Origin of the sequence: Nocardia sp. CS682 (genome assembly GCF_004634405.1) — a bacterium.
Lineage (GTDB): Bacteria > Actinomycetota > Actinomycetes > Mycobacteriales > Mycobacteriaceae > Nocardia > Nocardia ninae.
Window position 1 is genome coordinate 7,920,815 of the sequence record NZ_CP029710.1, and the last position, 14,345, is coordinate 7,935,159.

Sequence of the window (14,345 nt, forward strand, 5' to 3'; positions counted from 1 at the left end):
GTCTACTCGACCAGCTTCTCGCTCTTCAGCCAGTCATAGGCGACGTCGGCGGGGTCCTCGCCATCGATGTCGACGCGACCGTTGAGGTCCTGCATGAGCTCGTCGGTGAGGTGTTCGGAGATGGTTCCGATCAAGGTCCGCAGTGGGGGATAGCGGTCGATGACGGCGCCGCGGACGACGGCTGTTCCGCTGTAGGGCAGGAAGAATTTCTTGTCGTCTTCGAGGACAGTGAGATTCAGGTTCTTGACCCTGCCGTCGGTGGTGTAGATCATGCCGAAATTGCAAGGGGCACTTTTGGAGGTCGCCGTATAAACGATGCCCGCGTCCATCCGGGTGACGTTGCCGGACGGTACGCCGTTCGGATCGTTGTACGGGATACCGTATTTGACCAGCATCGGAATGAAACCATCGGAGCGGCTGAAGAATTCGTCGTCGACGCAGAACGTGCGATCGGGGACCGGGAGTGCGGCGACATCGGACAGCGTCTTCACCTGCAGGCGCTCGGCGGTCGGCGTGGATGCGCCGAAGGCGTAGGTGTCGTTGAAGTTGGCCGGTGGCAACCACTCCAGGTTGTAGTCGCGCTTCTCCAGCTCATGGACTCGTTGCCAGAGTTGCTGCGGGTCCGCGATCGTCTCGGTCTGGTTGTGGTAGTTGACCCAGCCGGTCCCGGTGTACTCCCACAGCACGTCGGCGTCGCCGTTCAGCTGGGCTTGCCGAGACGAAGCCGAACCCGGCGCCCCCGTCAGGTCTTTCACTTCGGCACCCGCCGCGGCCAGGTAGGTCGCGGTGATCTTGCCGAGTAGGACCCCCTCGGTGAAGCTCTTCGAGGTGACCACGAGCTCCGCGCCGTCCAGCGGCTTTGCGCCGTCCGGCAATTGGGCGTCGTGAAACGTGCCGGACGAGCTCACCAGCCCGCAGCCTGTCAGCACGGGCAGCGCGGCAACGACTGCGGAAAGTAGTGTAACCAGCTGCGTGCGTGGTGATTTCATGAGATACCCCGCGGGGTCGCGGCGAGCTCGACGAGTCTGCCCAGCCAATCGATGATCAATGCCAGCAGGCCCACGAGGATCGCGCCGGAGATGAGCAGCTTGGGCAGGAAAAGCGTGACACCGGTAGTGATCAGCGTGCCCAGACTGGTCGCGCCGATGAACGTGCTGAGCGTCGCGGTGCCCACCAGAATGACCAGCGCGGTACGAACACCGTTGAGGATCACCGGCACCGCGAGCGGCAGCTCGACCTGGAACAGCGTCCGGGCGCCCGAATAGCCGATGCCGCGCGACGCCTCGATCGTGCGGTGATCCACCTGCCGCAGCCCGACGATGGTGTTCTGCAGGATCGGCAGAATCGCGTACACCACGAGACCGACTATCGCCGTACGGAATCCGGTGCCCAGCCAGAAGGTGAACAAAACGAGCAACCCGACCGCGGGCGCCGCCTGACCGATATTGGCGACATTGACGGCGATCGGCTCGAGCCTGCGCAACGCGGGCCGGGTGAGCGCGATGCCCAACGGAATCGCGACGACCACCACGATCAACGTGGCCACCACCGTCAGCTTGACGTGCTCGAGGATCGTGGTTTGCAGATTGGCCCACGCCAGCGACGCCTGCTCGGTCGGGGTGAACGTCGTCGATCGATACCAGAGCACGTACCCGATCCCGATGACCAGGATGATGAGCGGCTCGAACCACACGTCGATCGGTATGCGGCGCAGCCGATTCATGACTGCTCGGCCGATCCGGGCTCGTCGTCGGCGGCGACCACCGGGGTCGGTGCCGGATCGGTGCCGTCGACGTAGGTCTCGTAGTCCTCGTCCTCGGAGTGCACGTCGGCGAGCTTGGCCTGGATCGTTTCCGTCACCGAGCTGATGCTGAGCGAGCCGACGACCGCGCCCCGGCCGTCGGTGACCAGCGCGGCGCCCTGGCTGGCCGCGAGCATCGCGTCGAGCGCGTCGTTGAGGGTGGAGGAGCGGGCCACGACGGGCAGGCGCCGGTCGAGGAAGTCGGAGACCTCCGGTTTGGTGGCCACCTCGGTGAGCGACGGCCACGACCGCGGCCGTCCGGCCTCGTCGACCACGACGACCCAGGTGTGTCCGGCGGCCTTCGCACGCTTGATCACGCTCTGTGCCGGCTCGCCGACCCGGGCGGTCATCACCTCGTCGTAGGGGACGTCGCGCACCCGCGACACCGTCAGATACGCCAGCTTCGCGCCGGATCCGACGAACTCTTCCACGAACGGGGTGGCCGGGTCGGTGAGGATCTCCTCCGGGCGCGCGTACTGCTCGACGTGCCCGCCTTCGGACAGGATGAGCACCTTGTCGCCGAGCTTGGTGGCTTCTTCGAAATCGTGCGTGACGATCACAATGGTCTTGCCGAGCTCGTGCTGGATCGCGATCAGACTGTCCTGCAAGCGAACCCGAGTGATCGGGTCGACCGCGCCGAACGGCTCGTCCATCAGCAGCACCGGCGGGTCCGCCGCCAGCGCGCGGGCGACACCGACCCGCTGCTGCTGGCCACCGGACATATCCTTGGGCAGCCGGTCGGCGAAGGTCGCGGGGTCGAGACCGACCAGATCGAGCAGGTATTCGGTGCGTTCGGCGATCCGCTTCTTGTCCCACCCGAGCACCCGCGGGATGGCCCCGACATTCTTCGCGACCGTCCAGTGCGGGAACAAGCCGCCGGACTGGATCACATACCCGATCGACTGCCGGAGCTTGTCCGGATCCTCCTTGGTGACGTCGCGGTCACCGATGAAGATCCGGCCTTCGGTCGGCTCGATCAGCCGGTTGATCATCTTCAGCGTGGTCGTCTTGCCGCAGCCGGACGGGCCGACGAAGGCGACGATGTCGCCCGCGTCGATCTCCAGGTCGAGCCGCTCGACCGCCGGTTTGTCCTGGCCGCGATAGCGTTTGACGACCGACTCCAAGTGGATGGACGCGCCGGTCACCTTGCGCTCCGGAGCCTGACTGGTCACCGCATCCGTCATGAGAGTCCCTTTGCGATCGTGAGGCGTCCGAGCAGGACGAGGAGCGCGTCGAACACCAACGCGATGAGGACGATGAGAATGGTGCCGGTCAGCGCCATTTCGAGGGCGTTCGCGCCGCCGAGCCGGGAGAGGCCGTTGAAGATCAGCGAGCCCAGGCCGGGTCCGAGGACATAGGCGACGATGGCGGCGACACCGACGATCATCTGGGTGGACACCCTGATGCCGGTCAGGATCACCGGCCAGGCCATCGGCAATTCGACCGTCAGCAGAATGCGCCAGCGCGAAAAGCCGATGCCGCGCGCGGATTCGATTACCGAGGCGGGCACCGCGCGCAAGCCGACGATCGCGTTGCCGATCACCGGTAAGGCCGCGAAGAACGCCAGCATGATGAACGAGGGGACGACGCCGAGCCCGAACGGGACCAGCAGCAGCGCGAGCAGCGCCAGCGAGGGAATTGTCAGCGCAACCCGGCTCGATGTCAGCGAGAGCGCCGACAGCAGCGGCAGCCTATATACCGCGACGGCGATGAGAACGGCGACGACCGTGCCGACCAGGACCGTCTGAAACGCCAGGGAGGCATGTTGATAGGTGAGGAACGCCAGGAAATCTCCGCGTCCTCGGAGGTAGTTCCATAAATTCACGCGATTCCCATCGTCAGGCGTAGATCAATCGGTACCTGTAGGCGTGTAGTCACCGGCGCGGGCCGTCAAAGGTTAATCGATGACGTGCGCTCGGCTCCGGATGGCGCGCGGCGGATTGTCGATCCGGCTATTCCCGCCAGGATGACAATTCGGCGTTCGGCCCGCGCTGTGTTCGGTACTGATCAGGAGTAAGTCAGGCCGCCCGAGTGTGGGAATCAGCGGCCGAGTAGTACTCGGCGTTGCCCGCGATCACGGTGCTCGGCGTGCCGTCGACGCCGACCGGAATGCTGCCTGCCAAGGTGATTCGGGTCAGCCTGCGGTGCTCGCTGCCGTCGTAGTCGTCGATGGCGTAGTGCTGGGTGGCGTGGTTGTCCCAGATGGCGACGTCGCCCAGCGACCAGTTCCAGCGGGTGGTGTGCTCCAACCGGGTCACCCGGTCCTGGAACAGCCGGAACAAGGCCTGCGATTCGCCGCTCGGCAGGCCGACGAGCTGTTTCACGAAGCAGCCGAGCAGCAGCGCGCGTTCGCCGGTCTCCGGGTGCACGTGGACCACCGGGTGCTCGGTCTCGAAGTAAGTGGATTCGAACTCGCGCCGATAGGCCTTGGCGCCCTCGTCCAGGCGGTCCTCGATGTCGGCGGCGTAGTCGTACTGGTTGGTGTGCCGGGCGCGCAGGCCCTCGGCCAGCCGCTTGAGCGGTTCCGGCAGCGAGTTGTACGCGGCTACGGTGGAGGCCCAGGTGGTCGAGCCGCCGTAGCTCGGTAGCGCGACCGCGCGCAGGATCGACGCCTTCGGGACCCGGTCGACGAAGGTGACGTCGGTGTGCCAGGTGTTGGAGCGGCCGTGGCGGGAATCGATGGCCAGGCTCTTCACGCCTGCCGAGGTGACCGTCGGGTGCGGGGTGGTGGGTTTGCCGAGCAGTTCCGCGAATTCGTACTGTCCGTCCTCCGTCAAATGCTGCTGGTCGCGGAAGAAGATCACCTTGTGTTCGTGCAGCGCGGCGCGAATGGTGGAGATGGTCGCCGCGTCCAGGTCACCGCCCAGCCTGATCCCGGTGATCTGTGCGCCGATGTGGGCACCGAGCTTGACCACGGAGGTTTCGCTCGCGGGGTAATCGACAGACATACCGGGACCTTTCGCTTCAACCTGACGGTTGGTTCAGACGAAACCATTCCGCGGTTGGTGCGACAAGCATTACGGTCACGTCGATTCGAAAGCTGCCGCATGGTGCTTCGGCAAGGCACCGTCCTACGCCCGCGGCATCATCCGCTCGATTTCGGCGACGATCAGCTCCGGCTCGGTGGCCACCACGTAATGACTGGATTGCTCGGCGATGACATGGCGGCCGTGCGGGGATTGCGCGGCCCGAAAGGCATGCGAGGCATTGGCTTCGGCGCGCATCGCGGCGCTCATCCCGTCACCGGCGCGTCCGCCGGAGATGGCGGTCACCGGAATCGACCCGAGCTCCGGCGGATCGGCTCGCCAGGTAGCGAGCTCGTCGAGATAGGTGGCGGCCTGTTGCCGCTGAGTCCGCAGCACGCCGGGCGTGAATGCCTCCCGCTCCATATCACGGCGCACATCGTCCGGAACGACGCGCAATTGCCAGGCATACACCTTCTCCAGCAACCGAAGCCGGGCAAGCACCGTGCCGACGGCGAGCGCAGTCCGCTCGAACCAGCGGAACTTGCGGCTGAACAGCACTGCGGCGGCCTCGTCGGTGGGGTCGACAAGCACCCCAGACCCGCCACTCGATCGGGTCGCCGAGCAGCGGCGAGCCGCACGATCGGAGCACCGGCACTGTGCCCCACCAGAATGAACGGGCCCGGTTCGAAATGATCGAGCACCTCGTTCAAATCATCGGCCATGCGTGCCAACGTTCGTCCCGCCGGATCGAAAGCGCTACGCCCGAGCCCTGATCGGTCATAAACGATCGCCCGCGCGAACCGCGCGACCCCCGGCTGCACCTTCGACCACGAGAACCGCGCGGTACCCGACCCGGCCTCGAAAACGACAGTCGCCGTGCCGATGTCGGCCTTCTCGGCCAACACCATCGCGTACAGCCGCCGCCCATCCCGCGTCTCAACCCACTCCGGCGTTCCCTGAGTGTGCTGCTCGATATCCGTCACAATCCCCCAATTCCCCGCTGCGCCACGAACATCGCGGCATCCGTCGACCAGATCATTCCGAACCTGACCCCATCGAGCAAACCGCACGCCCTGGTTGCCCAGCAAGGCACGCTCAGCAGGGGAAGCGATCTTTCATGCGCGCGGGGACGCCGTCGCCCGCGGCCTTGGCCCAGCACACGTCGTGCGGGAAACGGACGTAGGTGGTCCAGCCGTTGGCGGCGCGGCGGATGAGGCGCGCGTTGTCGCCGGGGGAGTCCCAGGCGACGAACGCCCACTGGCCGTCGCAGTCGCGGACCGTCGGGTTCGCGCCGAGGAGGTGGTCGTCGAGCTTGTCGCGGTCGTGCAGTTCGAGCACGACCGTTTGGGCCGAGCACGGTGGTTGTGGTCCGGATTCCTGGAAGCGCAGCTCACCGTTGACCGTCAGGCCGGCGTACTTCAGGAACAGACGTTGACTTCCTTTGGGGAACGGCGTCATACCGGGCGGCGGGGAATTCGTGTCGAGGGTGTAGCAGCCGAGCGGGAGGGGGAGGGTGGCTGATCCGTTCTGGTCGGTGACCGTGTCGCGACGCAGCACCTCCGTGGTATTGGGCGGAATGTCATGTGTCGCAGGGTTACACGGCTGCCGCAGGCGCAGCGTGATCGGCACGTTCGGCACCCGGGTGCCGGAGAGGGTGATGGTGCGGAGCACTGCGGTGCCGGTTTCCGGCGGTGGATCTGCCGGCGGCTGGTTGGCAGGCGGCTGGTCGGCCGGTGGGTTGCCGGGCGGCGTGGCTGTTGAACGCGCGGTGGTCGTCGACGCCGCCACCGACGTCGTCCCGCTCGGCAGCGGCGTCCGCGTCGGTAGTTCATCGCCCCCGCCGCCGCACGCCGATCCCATCAGCGCGACCGCGGCAAGCGCCAGCATCTGCGGTACGACCCGAAGACCGGCCATCCCCCACCCCCGATCGAGCGACCGTCATCCGGTCTACCGCCAATGATCGGACCACCGATATCGATGGTCAATCCCCGAAGACCGGGGTCGTATCCACCCATTGCCCGGCCTGCTCGAAGGTTCGCGCGCCCGCGGCGCGTTTGCTTCGCGCAGTCGTCCACAGGTATCGAACGAGTCACCGACGCTGGGACTCTCGTACCTGGGCCCGGCGAGTCGCGCGTTCGAAGTACTGATGTGATTGTTGAATGTCAGGCATGACAGGTCATCTGTTACGTCTGGGTTCGATTCCGTCGACCGTGGCGGGTGTCGCGATCACTGTCTGCGCGGCCACCGCGCACGCTGAACCACCCGCCGACCGACAATGGTCCGCCGCAGACCCGAAAAGCCGAGAGGTAGCGGCCGCAGCGGCGTTCGCAGTGGACGAAATCCAATCTCGGTCGAACACGCAGTACTACGTCAAGCTGATCCGCATCGTCGATGCTCACCAGCAAGTCACCTCGGGCGTTCGATACCGGATCGTCTTCGACATAGCCGAAACGGTTTGCAGCAAAATCGCATCTGTGAACGCCAACTGTGCAGTCAATCCACAGGGCTGGCAACACCGCTGCACCGCAATTGTCGTTACCAAACCGTGGGAAAACTTCAGCGAACTCCAGAAGTTCGATTGCGGCGTGGCCGACCAGGATATGCCCTGAGATCCGCCCGAGACTCCGCCATGCCATCCAGTGGGAAAGGCATCGAGGACCGAGGACTGGGTGCTGCACGCCTCGATCGGAACCGCGGCACCGGAGCTGCACGCCAGCGAGCAAACCGGGCGTCGTGTCCGGTACGCGAGGACGAGCTGATGTCGAACGTTGTCGCGCCTCGCCGATTTCGAGTCAGACCGCCTTCACCGAATGCACCTGAGCGGCGACATCGCCCGGAATATTGAGCTGTTGACCGGGGCCGCTTCGGAAGATGATGGCGCCGCGATAGTTGTACTCGGTGAACCCGTCCCAGTATCGGCCGGTACGGTTCTCGAGATCCCCTGTGACACAAGAGATTTAGTGAGCCGCCGGTACAAGACAGCGGATATCGTCGGCGTATCGAAAATCCCATGCGCGCTGACAACGATTCACCGCTGACAATGCCCGCCCGCGACGCGGGGCCCGTGGGTCAGCGGGCGGGTGCGGCTCACCCCTCTCGAATAGGGCAGCCGTTGGGGTCAGTCCCTTACATCGGTGGCGTCGGTTCGAGCGACAATGCTGCGAGCCGCGCGGCCCGGCGCCGCCTCAGAACAACTGATCACCTGACGGCTCCGGCGCATGCGTAGTCCGCATGTGGACGTGTTCCTCGTCGCGGACGACGTCCTCGATCTCATCGATCTGGTCCTGAACCACCTCGGCGCGCGCCACCAACTCGACCCGGTCGGGCTCGGTGAGGCTTTCGGCGCCGAGCTTCTCGAAAACGCACGAGAGCACTGACCGTAAGTCCTCCAGTTTGCTGTCTGGCTCCACGAGCTCTCACCCTACGTCCGAGCGCCGACGCACCGAAAAACCGCTGAACCGACCATCGAACCGGAGCTGTCCGCGTCGACGGTCGGGGACGCTGTCCGCCCGCGCGCCACCGTTTGCACGCACATTTGCAAGCACATTTTGATACCTCTGGTGTCAGACTCGATGTCGTGAATGCAGAGCAGCGCCTCGAACCCATCGAGCCGATCAGTACCCGCGAGAGCACCAACATCGGCGATGTGCCGACGGTGCTCCGTCGGATGTTGGGGCTGCGCCTCCAGCAGTTGCGTAAGGAACTAGGGCTCACCCAGCACGAGGTCGGCAGGCAGCTCTACCGGACCGGCTCCAAGGTCAGCCGGATCGAATCCGGCATGGTCGGCCTCAATCGGCTCGACGTGGTCGAGTTGTTGAACTGCTACGGCGTCACCGACCCCGAGGAGCACGACCGGTATCTGTCGCTCGTGCAACTGGGCAACCGCCCCGGCTGGTGGCACAGCGACAGCGACTCGCTCCCCAAGGGATTCGAACTGCTCAGCCTCGAAGCGGCCGCGCGCACGATCCGCTGCTACGAACCCGCGGTCGTCCCCGACCTGTTACAAACCCCCGAATACGCAAGAGCGGCACTGTGTTTGCGGAATCCGGCCCGCCCCGTCCACGAAATCGACAAGCAGCTGGAGGTGCGCCTGCAGCGGCAGCAGATCCTGCACCGCACCAATCCGCCCTACCTGTGGATCCTGGTCGAAGAGAGCGCATTACGCAGGCAGATCGGCGGTACCCCGGTATGGCGGGCCCAGCTGGAGTACTTGGCGCAGTGCATCCAGAAGGAGAACATCGTGATCCAGATCGTGGACCAGACCGCCTTCGGGCCCGCGATCATGGACAGCGCGTTCGTCTATCTGCGCTTCGCCGAGACCCTGCTGCCGGATGTCGTGTGTATCTCGCAACCGACCAGCACGCTGTACATGGAGGGTCAGGACAACATCGTCCGCTATCTCGATATCGCTGAAACTCTCGCCCGGCACGCCGCGAAACCGAGCGAGACCGGTCGACTCCTGCAGACGCTGCTGGAGTCCACGTGAGCACCCGCCCGCCGCAGGAAGAGCGCAACCCACCGCCGAGCCCACCCCCGGCCGGGCCGCCGTGGCGGGAACTCGTCGCCGCCGTGGCCACCGCCGCGCCGGTCGGCTTTCTGGTCGACTGGCCGACAGCGGTGCAGGTCTTGCTCACCGTTTTCGCGGGGCTGACCGGCGCACGCCAGAGCGCGGACCGCGAATGATGCGCTATGTCGCTGGTCGCGTTGGTCAGTCGTAGCGATCGGTTGGGCTGCAAGGTGTTCCACCGTGCGCAAGTGCCGATACTCGTGCCTGGGCCGGAGTTCAGTCCGATCTTGTACGCTCGGCTGGTGTCCGACAGCGGATTGTGGGAAGTCAGAGCGCTGTTCGAGGCGTTGCTGGACGAGCCTGCGGGCTGGGGTGCCGCGCAGTTCGGTCCGTGGTTCGCCGAGCGTCCGCAGATGATCGCCGAACTCCACGAATACGGTGTGCGAGACGGGCATCGTCGGGAGTTGCCCGCGGAACAGCGTTGGGGGCTGTATGCGGTGAACCGGTTGGTGGACATGCTTCTTGTGCCACTTCAGCCGCACTATCTGGAGGTTGCGTACTCGGGAGCGTCGCCGTCGGCCTGGACCGAGTTCACCGAGTTGGCCGGAGCAACCTCGATCACCGAGGAGAAGTTCCATCCGTTCTTCCACGAAATCGTCGACGTTGTTGTGTCCGACGACCCGCACGAGCCACCCACGATCATCGACCAACACTGGCCCGGCGCATTCGTCGGAAACCTGCTGCTGGTCCGTTCGGGCGTCACCGTCCGCGCCGGCTCGGCAGTCGTGGACCAGCAAGCCGCCGCCCGCTCCTGCATGTACTTCACCTTCTGGCGCTGCTACCGGGACGTGCAGGACTTATCCCACAACTGGGGCTCGAATTCCCAGTGGCGCACCAGCTTTCGCCGCGACTACTGCGTCGGCGGTGAACTGCACTACAACACCGATGCCCAATGGAAAGACGATCCCAGACCTCCCGACGACGACCTCACCACGCAAGAACGACTGGACCTCCTGCGTTTTCGCCATGGTGTGCTGCGCGACCTCGGTACCGACTGCTGGCCCTACGACGACTATTTCGTCGAACCGTGGCACTGACGGCGGCCGGGGCGAATCGCCGAGATCCCCTGCAGCGCACCGGAGCGTCTGGAAAAGCCGATGGGCGAGCGTTCGGACTGCGGCGCTGATCGCCTGCCCGACAGGGCAACCCGATCAGCGGGTCAGCACTTGCCGTATCGATCGACTAACGGCTGCTCGGCTGGGCTGGGTGGGCGGTCACTGTATTGGCAGTCGCCGATCGTGATTCGCAGGCTGCGCTCAGGGTCGCTGCTGGCCTGCTTTGAACGAGCTCGGCCGCTCGCCCCAACGGATTTCGATATCGATCCGGCGCCGCTGCAACCCTGATGCGGCCGCTATTCGGTCACGGAAACCTCGATCACCGCCTTGGACTGCTCGGCCGACGCATCCCCGGTCAGCATGACCACCGTCGAGAAGTTGCTGTCGAAATCGGTCGAAACCCGGTGCACTCCTGGCATCCCATCGAGTGCAGCCTCGATGCCTCTCGCTTCCTCGGTGCCCCTACTGCATGCGCAGGCGACTATCCCGACCGGCGCAATCACGGCCCACCTGAACCGCAACCGACCCCGACGTCCCGCACGGTAGCGCCGCGCCGCGCAGTTGAGCTTCAGGCTGAACAAGAGGCGAACATAGCGGGACCGCGATGAACTCGCATTCAGCCGAAGGGTTTCTCGCCGACAAATCGGGTCAGCGCGGCCGCGAAGGCACGCGCCTGGTCCTCGGGCCAGCCGGCCAGGTGCCGGTCGAGACGGCCGGCAAGGCGCTCGCGCATCACCTCGACCACCCGCTCACCGCGATCGGTCAGTCCGAGCAGGGTCGCGCGGGCATCACCGGGATCCGGTGCGCGCCAGACTAATTCGGCCTGTTCCAAGCGCGTCGCATGGCGACTGGTCACCGATCGATCCAGTCCGATTTCGGTGGCGAGCGCAGCCGCGCTGCGCGGTCCCCAGCGGGCCAGCGCGCTGAGCACGGGATAAGTCGTGGTATCCACCGCCGGGTCCAGTTCCTCGGTGAGTTCGGCGTAGATACCATCCCGGGTTCGCCTGCGCAGCAATTCCGCGATCGCCTCGGCGACCTGGGTGCCGATCCCCTGTTCCGCCATGTCACCACAATAGCGTGCATCGAGCACGCATCTCGGGTACGGTCGGTTGCGTGCACACTGCACGCAAACAGTTGAAGGAGACAGTGACCATGACCGCCCCCAGCACCGACATCGCGACCGCGCTCACCGACCTGCTGTTCGATCGGCGGATCGATGTCGACACCGCTTTCGCGCGGCACTTCACCGGCGACTACCGCCAGCGCACCGACGGCGTGTGGAGCGACCACGCCGAATTCGTCGAACACATCACCCATTTGCGCGGTGTGGTCACCGAGGGACGCGTCGAGGTGCACGACGAACTGATCTGCGGCGACCGCTACGCAGACCGGCATACGGTCCACATTCGCAAGATCGATGGCAGCGAGGTCGCCTTCGAGGTGCTGGTATTCGCCGAACTCGCCGCCGACGGCCGCTTCCGGCAGATCATCGAGACCACCACCATGCTGTCGGGCGGAGCCGAGGATCGGGGGCTGGGCAGCGCCCGGTAGGAACTACCTCGCGGCCGGCGACATGATCGAGTGCCGCTTACGGGTCGTCCGACAGGACGAGACGCCGGGCGCTGAACCGCCGCTGCTGCCGATTATCCAGTGGTAGGAACTGATCGGCGTTGGCACTATTGGTCAACTGTTGGTGGTAGGTGTTCATGGGGGAGGAGACCGAGTATGTCCACGGTGCGGCGGTTCTGGATCGAATTCGACATGGCGCGCGACTCGGATTACTGGAGTGCGCTCGTCCAGGGCGTTGGGGTAACCGGCTTCGACGAGAAGGACTGCTTGTCGATGGTGGCGGATCTCCTTCCCGCGGACAAGGAGTTGCCCCCGGTGCGCCGCATCACGGTCGACATCTCACTGGCAGAGCCACTTCCGGTGAACCCTCCCCATCTCGGGGTCCCGGTGTGGCGAGGCGTGTGGTACCCACCCTGGAACCTTTCGATAGGACCTATCTGGCGTCCTCGGGGTGTCGACCGGACGGCCGAACGCCCCGGCATTCCGACGCCTGTCACAGGTACGTCTCCCACGTGGTGGGACGAAATCCCGCATATCAAAAGCCTATTGTTGCCGGTGGTCTACATGCACCAACCCAAGTTCGATGATCAGAAGTGGAAAAACCTCACCTGGATGGAGCGCGCCAGTGCGGCCGCGGATCCGACCCATGCGGCCATGGTGCGCGAGGCCCTCGACTATGTGATCGCGCGGCGCCCGACTCCGAGCGAGTGGTTCGACCCGACCGGTGCCTGGTTCCTCGAGCAACAGGAACTGGACGAGTATCTGCGGGCCCTCCGCGATTACTTGTTCGGAGATCGCTCGGAGCCGATCTCCCCTCCCCGCAACAAACGGCCGCTGCTCGATGCTGGGGGACAGGAAGTCCTGTAGTGCAGGCCGGCAGGTTGGTCAGCTATTTGTCGAACTCGCGCAAGAACGCCAGCAACTCACCGCGCTCCATCGATGTGGAGCCGTTCTTCGAAACCAGCGCGCGCCAAGCCGATTCGGCTTCCGCGAACGCCTCCTCGAGCGGCACGCCGTTGGCCCGCCGCAGCGCGGTCAACCTCGCTGATGCCTCCGCGATCGCGGACGTGTGGCTGCGGTCCTTCGCCATGGCGCTGCCGACCGTGCGTCGATTGCACGCTGCCGACAGCGTCCGCTCCTGGTTCGCCAACCTTGTTGTCCCGCAGTGCGAGACATGGGTGGCAGCGGGTGACGAACAGGTGCTGGGACCATTGGTGCTCACCGACGACGACCTGGAGCAGCTGTATCTGGAACCGTCCTGGCGGGGACGTGGGCTCGGCGACCAGTTCATGGACTTGGCGAAGCGGCGCAGGCCGAACGGCTTGGCCGCGGTCGCGAGCATCTCGTGCAGCGATGTGTGTGCGCATTACACGCGCCGGCAAGGCCTTACGCGGTTACGGTCTTCTCGTGGTGTGGTTATGAGGAAGTCGAATCGAGTCCATCACGAGGTGGTCGGCAGCGCGCCGTTCCAGTTGGCGGTGCGGGTGGGCCTGGTGGCGTACGGCGTAGTTCACCTCCTCGTGGCGTGGGTCTGCGTTCAGGTCGCGCTCGGCGACCTCGACGGCGACGGGGTCGGGAAAGCGGACAAGACCGGCGCGCTGCAGAACCTCGCGGAGAACTCCGGCGGCGGGTTCGTGCTCTGGCTCATCGCCGTCGGGCTCGGAGTCGCCGTGCTGTGGCAGTTGCTCGAGACCTTCACCGGCGCGCGGAACAGCCGGAAGCAGAAGCTGTTGCGCGCGATGAACTTCGGTGAGGCGGTTCTGTTCGGCTACCTGGCCTACAGCGCGGCCAAGCTCGCGAACGGATCTCCGGCCTCGGCGACCGACCAAGCGCAGCTCGGTCTCGTCGGTAGCCTGCTCAGCAAGGAGTGGGGCAAGGCGGTGGTGATCGTCATCGGGCTCGCGATCGTAGTCGCGGGTCTGTTCGTCGCCCGCCACGGCTGGTCGAAGCGGTTCCACGAAGAGCAGGACTTCAGCAAGGCGAGCCGGTCGACGGAACGGGTCGTGATCCGGCTCGGGCGGATCGGGTACGCGGCGCTCGGTGGGGTGTACGCCGGCGCCGGGGTGCTCGTCGTGGTGGCCGCCGTGCAGAGCCAGCCGCAGAAGGCGACCGGGCTGGACGTGGCGCTCAGGACCCTGGCGGCCGAGCCGTACGGCACCGGGCTGCTGCTCATCGTTGCGGTCGGCCTGGCCGCGTTCGCGATCTTCACCTTTCTCGACGCCCGGTTCCGCAAGGTCCACTAGCCTCACGACCTGAGGCGCGTGGAAGACCAACAGCCTGAGGGCTTCTGGCGCCGGCCGAACGCCCGCTATGGCCGAATATCGTGCAGTTCGGGTGGCCTGCCGATTCGCTTGGTCGCGCCGAGCTTTCGGCAACTGATCCTCTGC

At 65.5% G+C, this 14,345-nt stretch carries 17 protein-coding genes and 1 pseudogene; 7 read left to right on the top strand and 11 right to left on the bottom strand.

All coding sequences use genetic code 11. The features are described from left to right. Nucleotides 1–2 precede the first annotated feature (2 nt). The 8 genes and pseudogenes from DMB37_RS35830 to DMB37_RS35860 all read right to left on the bottom strand — a co-directional run bounded on the left by DMB37_RS35830 (nucleotide 3) and on the right by DMB37_RS35860 (nucleotide 6,681). The gene (locus DMB37_RS35830; protein ID WP_135236487.1) at nucleotides 3–989 is read right to left on the bottom strand and encodes a glycine betaine ABC transporter substrate-binding protein; all 987 of its coding nucleotides are present in this window, start codon (nucleotides 987–989) and stop codon (nucleotides 3–5) included. After that, nucleotides 986–1,723: an ABC transporter permease gene (locus DMB37_RS35835; protein ID WP_135236488.1), complete on the bottom strand. Its 738-nt coding sequence runs from the start codon at nucleotides 1,721–1,723 to the stop codon at nucleotides 986–988. Before DMB37_RS35835 ends, DMB37_RS35830 begins: the two co-directional genes overlap by 4 nt. Continuing rightward, nucleotides 1,720–2,985, bottom strand: coding sequence for an ATP-binding cassette domain-containing protein (locus DMB37_RS35840; protein WP_135236489.1), 1,266 nt, complete (start codon nucleotides 2,983–2,985; stop codon nucleotides 1,720–1,722). The genes DMB37_RS35835 and DMB37_RS35840 overlap by 4 nt, the downstream gene beginning before the upstream one ends. After that, a complete protein-coding gene (locus DMB37_RS35845) occupies nucleotides 2,982–3,626 on the bottom strand; it encodes an ABC transporter permease (protein WP_135236490.1) in 645 nt (214 codons plus the stop codon). The genes DMB37_RS35840 and DMB37_RS35845 overlap by 4 nt, the downstream gene beginning before the upstream one ends. 193 nt (nucleotides 3,627–3,819) lie before the next feature. Next, the gene (locus DMB37_RS35850) at nucleotides 3,820–4,749 is read right to left on the bottom strand and encodes a TauD/TfdA family dioxygenase (protein WP_135236491.1); all 930 of its coding nucleotides are present in this window, start codon (nucleotides 4,747–4,749) and stop codon (nucleotides 3,820–3,822) included. Between the two features lie 123 nt (nucleotides 4,750–4,872). Further along, entirely contained in the window at nucleotides 4,873–5,358 is a 486-nt protein-coding gene (locus DMB37_RS41570; RefSeq protein WP_240772622.1) for a hypothetical protein, read from the bottom strand. A 2-nt stretch (nucleotides 5,359–5,360) separates the two neighbouring features. Then, nucleotides 5,361–5,675: pseudogene (locus DMB37_RS41575) on the bottom strand (alpha/beta fold hydrolase); the annotation flags it as partial. 187 nt (nucleotides 5,676–5,862) lie between these two features. Next, a complete protein-coding gene (locus DMB37_RS35860; RefSeq protein ID WP_240771810.1) occupies nucleotides 5,863–6,681 on the bottom strand; it encodes a hypothetical protein in 819 nt (272 codons plus the stop codon). Nucleotides 6,682–6,935: 254 nt separating this feature from the next. Here DMB37_RS35860 and DMB37_RS35865 point away from each other — a divergent pair, with 254 nt between their 5' ends. Beyond that, nucleotides 6,936–7,376, top strand: coding sequence for a cystatin family protein (locus DMB37_RS35865; protein WP_167769037.1), 441 nt, complete (start codon nucleotides 6,936–6,938; stop codon nucleotides 7,374–7,376). Nucleotides 7,377–7,952: 576 nt separating this feature from the next. On the opposite strand, the gene DMB37_RS35870 is transcribed toward DMB37_RS35865, so the two are convergent. Further along, nucleotides 7,953–8,177 (bottom strand): hypothetical protein, encoded by a 225-nt coding sequence (locus DMB37_RS35870; protein ID WP_135236493.1) that lies wholly within the window; start codon nucleotides 8,175–8,177, stop codon nucleotides 7,953–7,955. 167 nt (nucleotides 8,178–8,344) lie between these two features. Here DMB37_RS35870 and DMB37_RS35875 point away from each other — a divergent pair, with 167 nt between their 5' ends. From DMB37_RS35875 to DMB37_RS35885, 3 genes are all read left to right on the top strand, one after another. Then, entirely contained in the window at nucleotides 8,345–9,253 is a 909-nt protein-coding gene (locus tag DMB37_RS35875) for a helix-turn-helix transcriptional regulator (protein ID WP_135236494.1), read from the top strand. Continuing rightward, nucleotides 9,250–9,450, top strand: coding sequence for a hypothetical protein (locus tag DMB37_RS35880; RefSeq protein WP_135236495.1), 201 nt, complete (start codon nucleotides 9,250–9,252; stop codon nucleotides 9,448–9,450). The genes DMB37_RS35875 and DMB37_RS35880 overlap by 4 nt, the downstream gene beginning before the upstream one ends. Nucleotides 9,451–9,576: 126 nt before the next feature. Next, complete coding sequence (locus DMB37_RS35885; protein ID WP_135236496.1) at nucleotides 9,577–10,371, top strand: hypothetical protein; 795 nt, start codon at nucleotides 9,577–9,579, stop codon at nucleotides 10,369–10,371. Nucleotides 10,372–10,685: 314 nt separating this feature from the next. On the opposite strand, the gene DMB37_RS41080 is transcribed toward DMB37_RS35885, so the two are convergent. Next, nucleotides 10,686–10,970 carry a hypothetical protein gene (locus tag DMB37_RS41080; protein ID WP_135236497.1) on the bottom strand — a complete coding sequence of 95 codons (285 nt, stop codon included), beginning with the start codon at nucleotides 10,968–10,970 and terminating at the stop codon, nucleotides 10,686–10,688. A gap of 35 nt (nucleotides 10,971–11,005) precedes the next feature. Next, nucleotides 11,006–11,452, bottom strand: a complete 447-nt coding sequence (locus DMB37_RS35895; RefSeq protein WP_135236498.1) for a MarR family winged helix-turn-helix transcriptional regulator — start codon at nucleotides 11,450–11,452, stop codon at nucleotides 11,006–11,008. Between the two features lie 89 nt (nucleotides 11,453–11,541). On the opposite strand from DMB37_RS35895, the gene DMB37_RS35900 reads away from it, so the two are divergent. From DMB37_RS35900 to DMB37_RS35910, 3 genes are all read left to right on the top strand, one after another. After that, a complete protein-coding gene (locus DMB37_RS35900; protein WP_135236499.1) occupies nucleotides 11,542–11,940 on the top strand; it encodes a nuclear transport factor 2 family protein in 399 nt (132 codons plus the stop codon). A 174-nt stretch (nucleotides 11,941–12,114) separates the two neighbouring features. Further along, nucleotides 12,115–12,825: a hypothetical protein gene (locus tag DMB37_RS35905; RefSeq protein WP_135236500.1), complete on the top strand. Its 711-nt coding sequence runs from the start codon at nucleotides 12,115–12,117 to the stop codon at nucleotides 12,823–12,825. After that, nucleotides 12,825–14,201 (top strand): DUF1206 domain-containing protein, encoded by a 1,377-nt coding sequence (locus DMB37_RS35910; protein WP_135236501.1) that lies wholly within the window; start codon nucleotides 12,825–12,827, stop codon nucleotides 14,199–14,201. Before DMB37_RS35905 ends, DMB37_RS35910 begins: the two co-directional genes overlap by 1 nt. The last annotated feature ends 144 nt before the right edge of the window (nucleotides 14,202–14,345 follow it).

Bases quoted from the DNA above. Each gene is read 5' to 3' on its own strand.
- DMB37_RS35830 (WP_135236487.1), bottom strand. From the start codon at position 989: ATGAAATCACCACGCACGCAGCTGGTTACACTACTTTCCGCAGTCGTT.
- DMB37_RS35835 (WP_135236488.1), bottom strand. From the start codon at position 1,723: ATGAATCGGCTGCGCCGCATACCGATCGACGTGTGGTTCGAGCCGCTC.
- DMB37_RS35840 (WP_135236489.1), bottom strand. From the start codon at position 2,985: ATGACGGATGCGGTGACCAGTCAGGCTCCGGAGCGCAAGGTGACCGGC.
- DMB37_RS35850 (WP_135236491.1), bottom strand. From the start codon at position 4,749: ATGTCTGTCGATTACCCCGCGAGCGAAACCTCCGTGGTCAAGCTCGGT.
- DMB37_RS35860 (WP_240771810.1), bottom strand. From the start codon at position 6,681: ATGGCCGGTCTTCGGGTCGTACCGCAGATGCTGGCGCTTGCCGCGGTC.
- DMB37_RS35865 (WP_167769037.1), top strand. From the start codon at position 6,936: ATGACAGGTCATCTGTTACGTCTGGGTTCGATTCCGTCGACCGTGGCG.
- DMB37_RS35895 (WP_135236498.1), bottom strand. From the start codon at position 11,452: ATGGCGGAACAGGGGATCGGCACCCAGGTCGCCGAGGCGATCGCGGAA.
- DMB37_RS35900 (WP_135236499.1), top strand. From the start codon at position 11,542: ATGACCGCCCCCAGCACCGACATCGCGACCGCGCTCACCGACCTGCTG.
- DMB37_RS35905 (WP_135236500.1), top strand. From the start codon at position 12,115: ATGTCCACGGTGCGGCGGTTCTGGATCGAATTCGACATGGCGCGCGAC.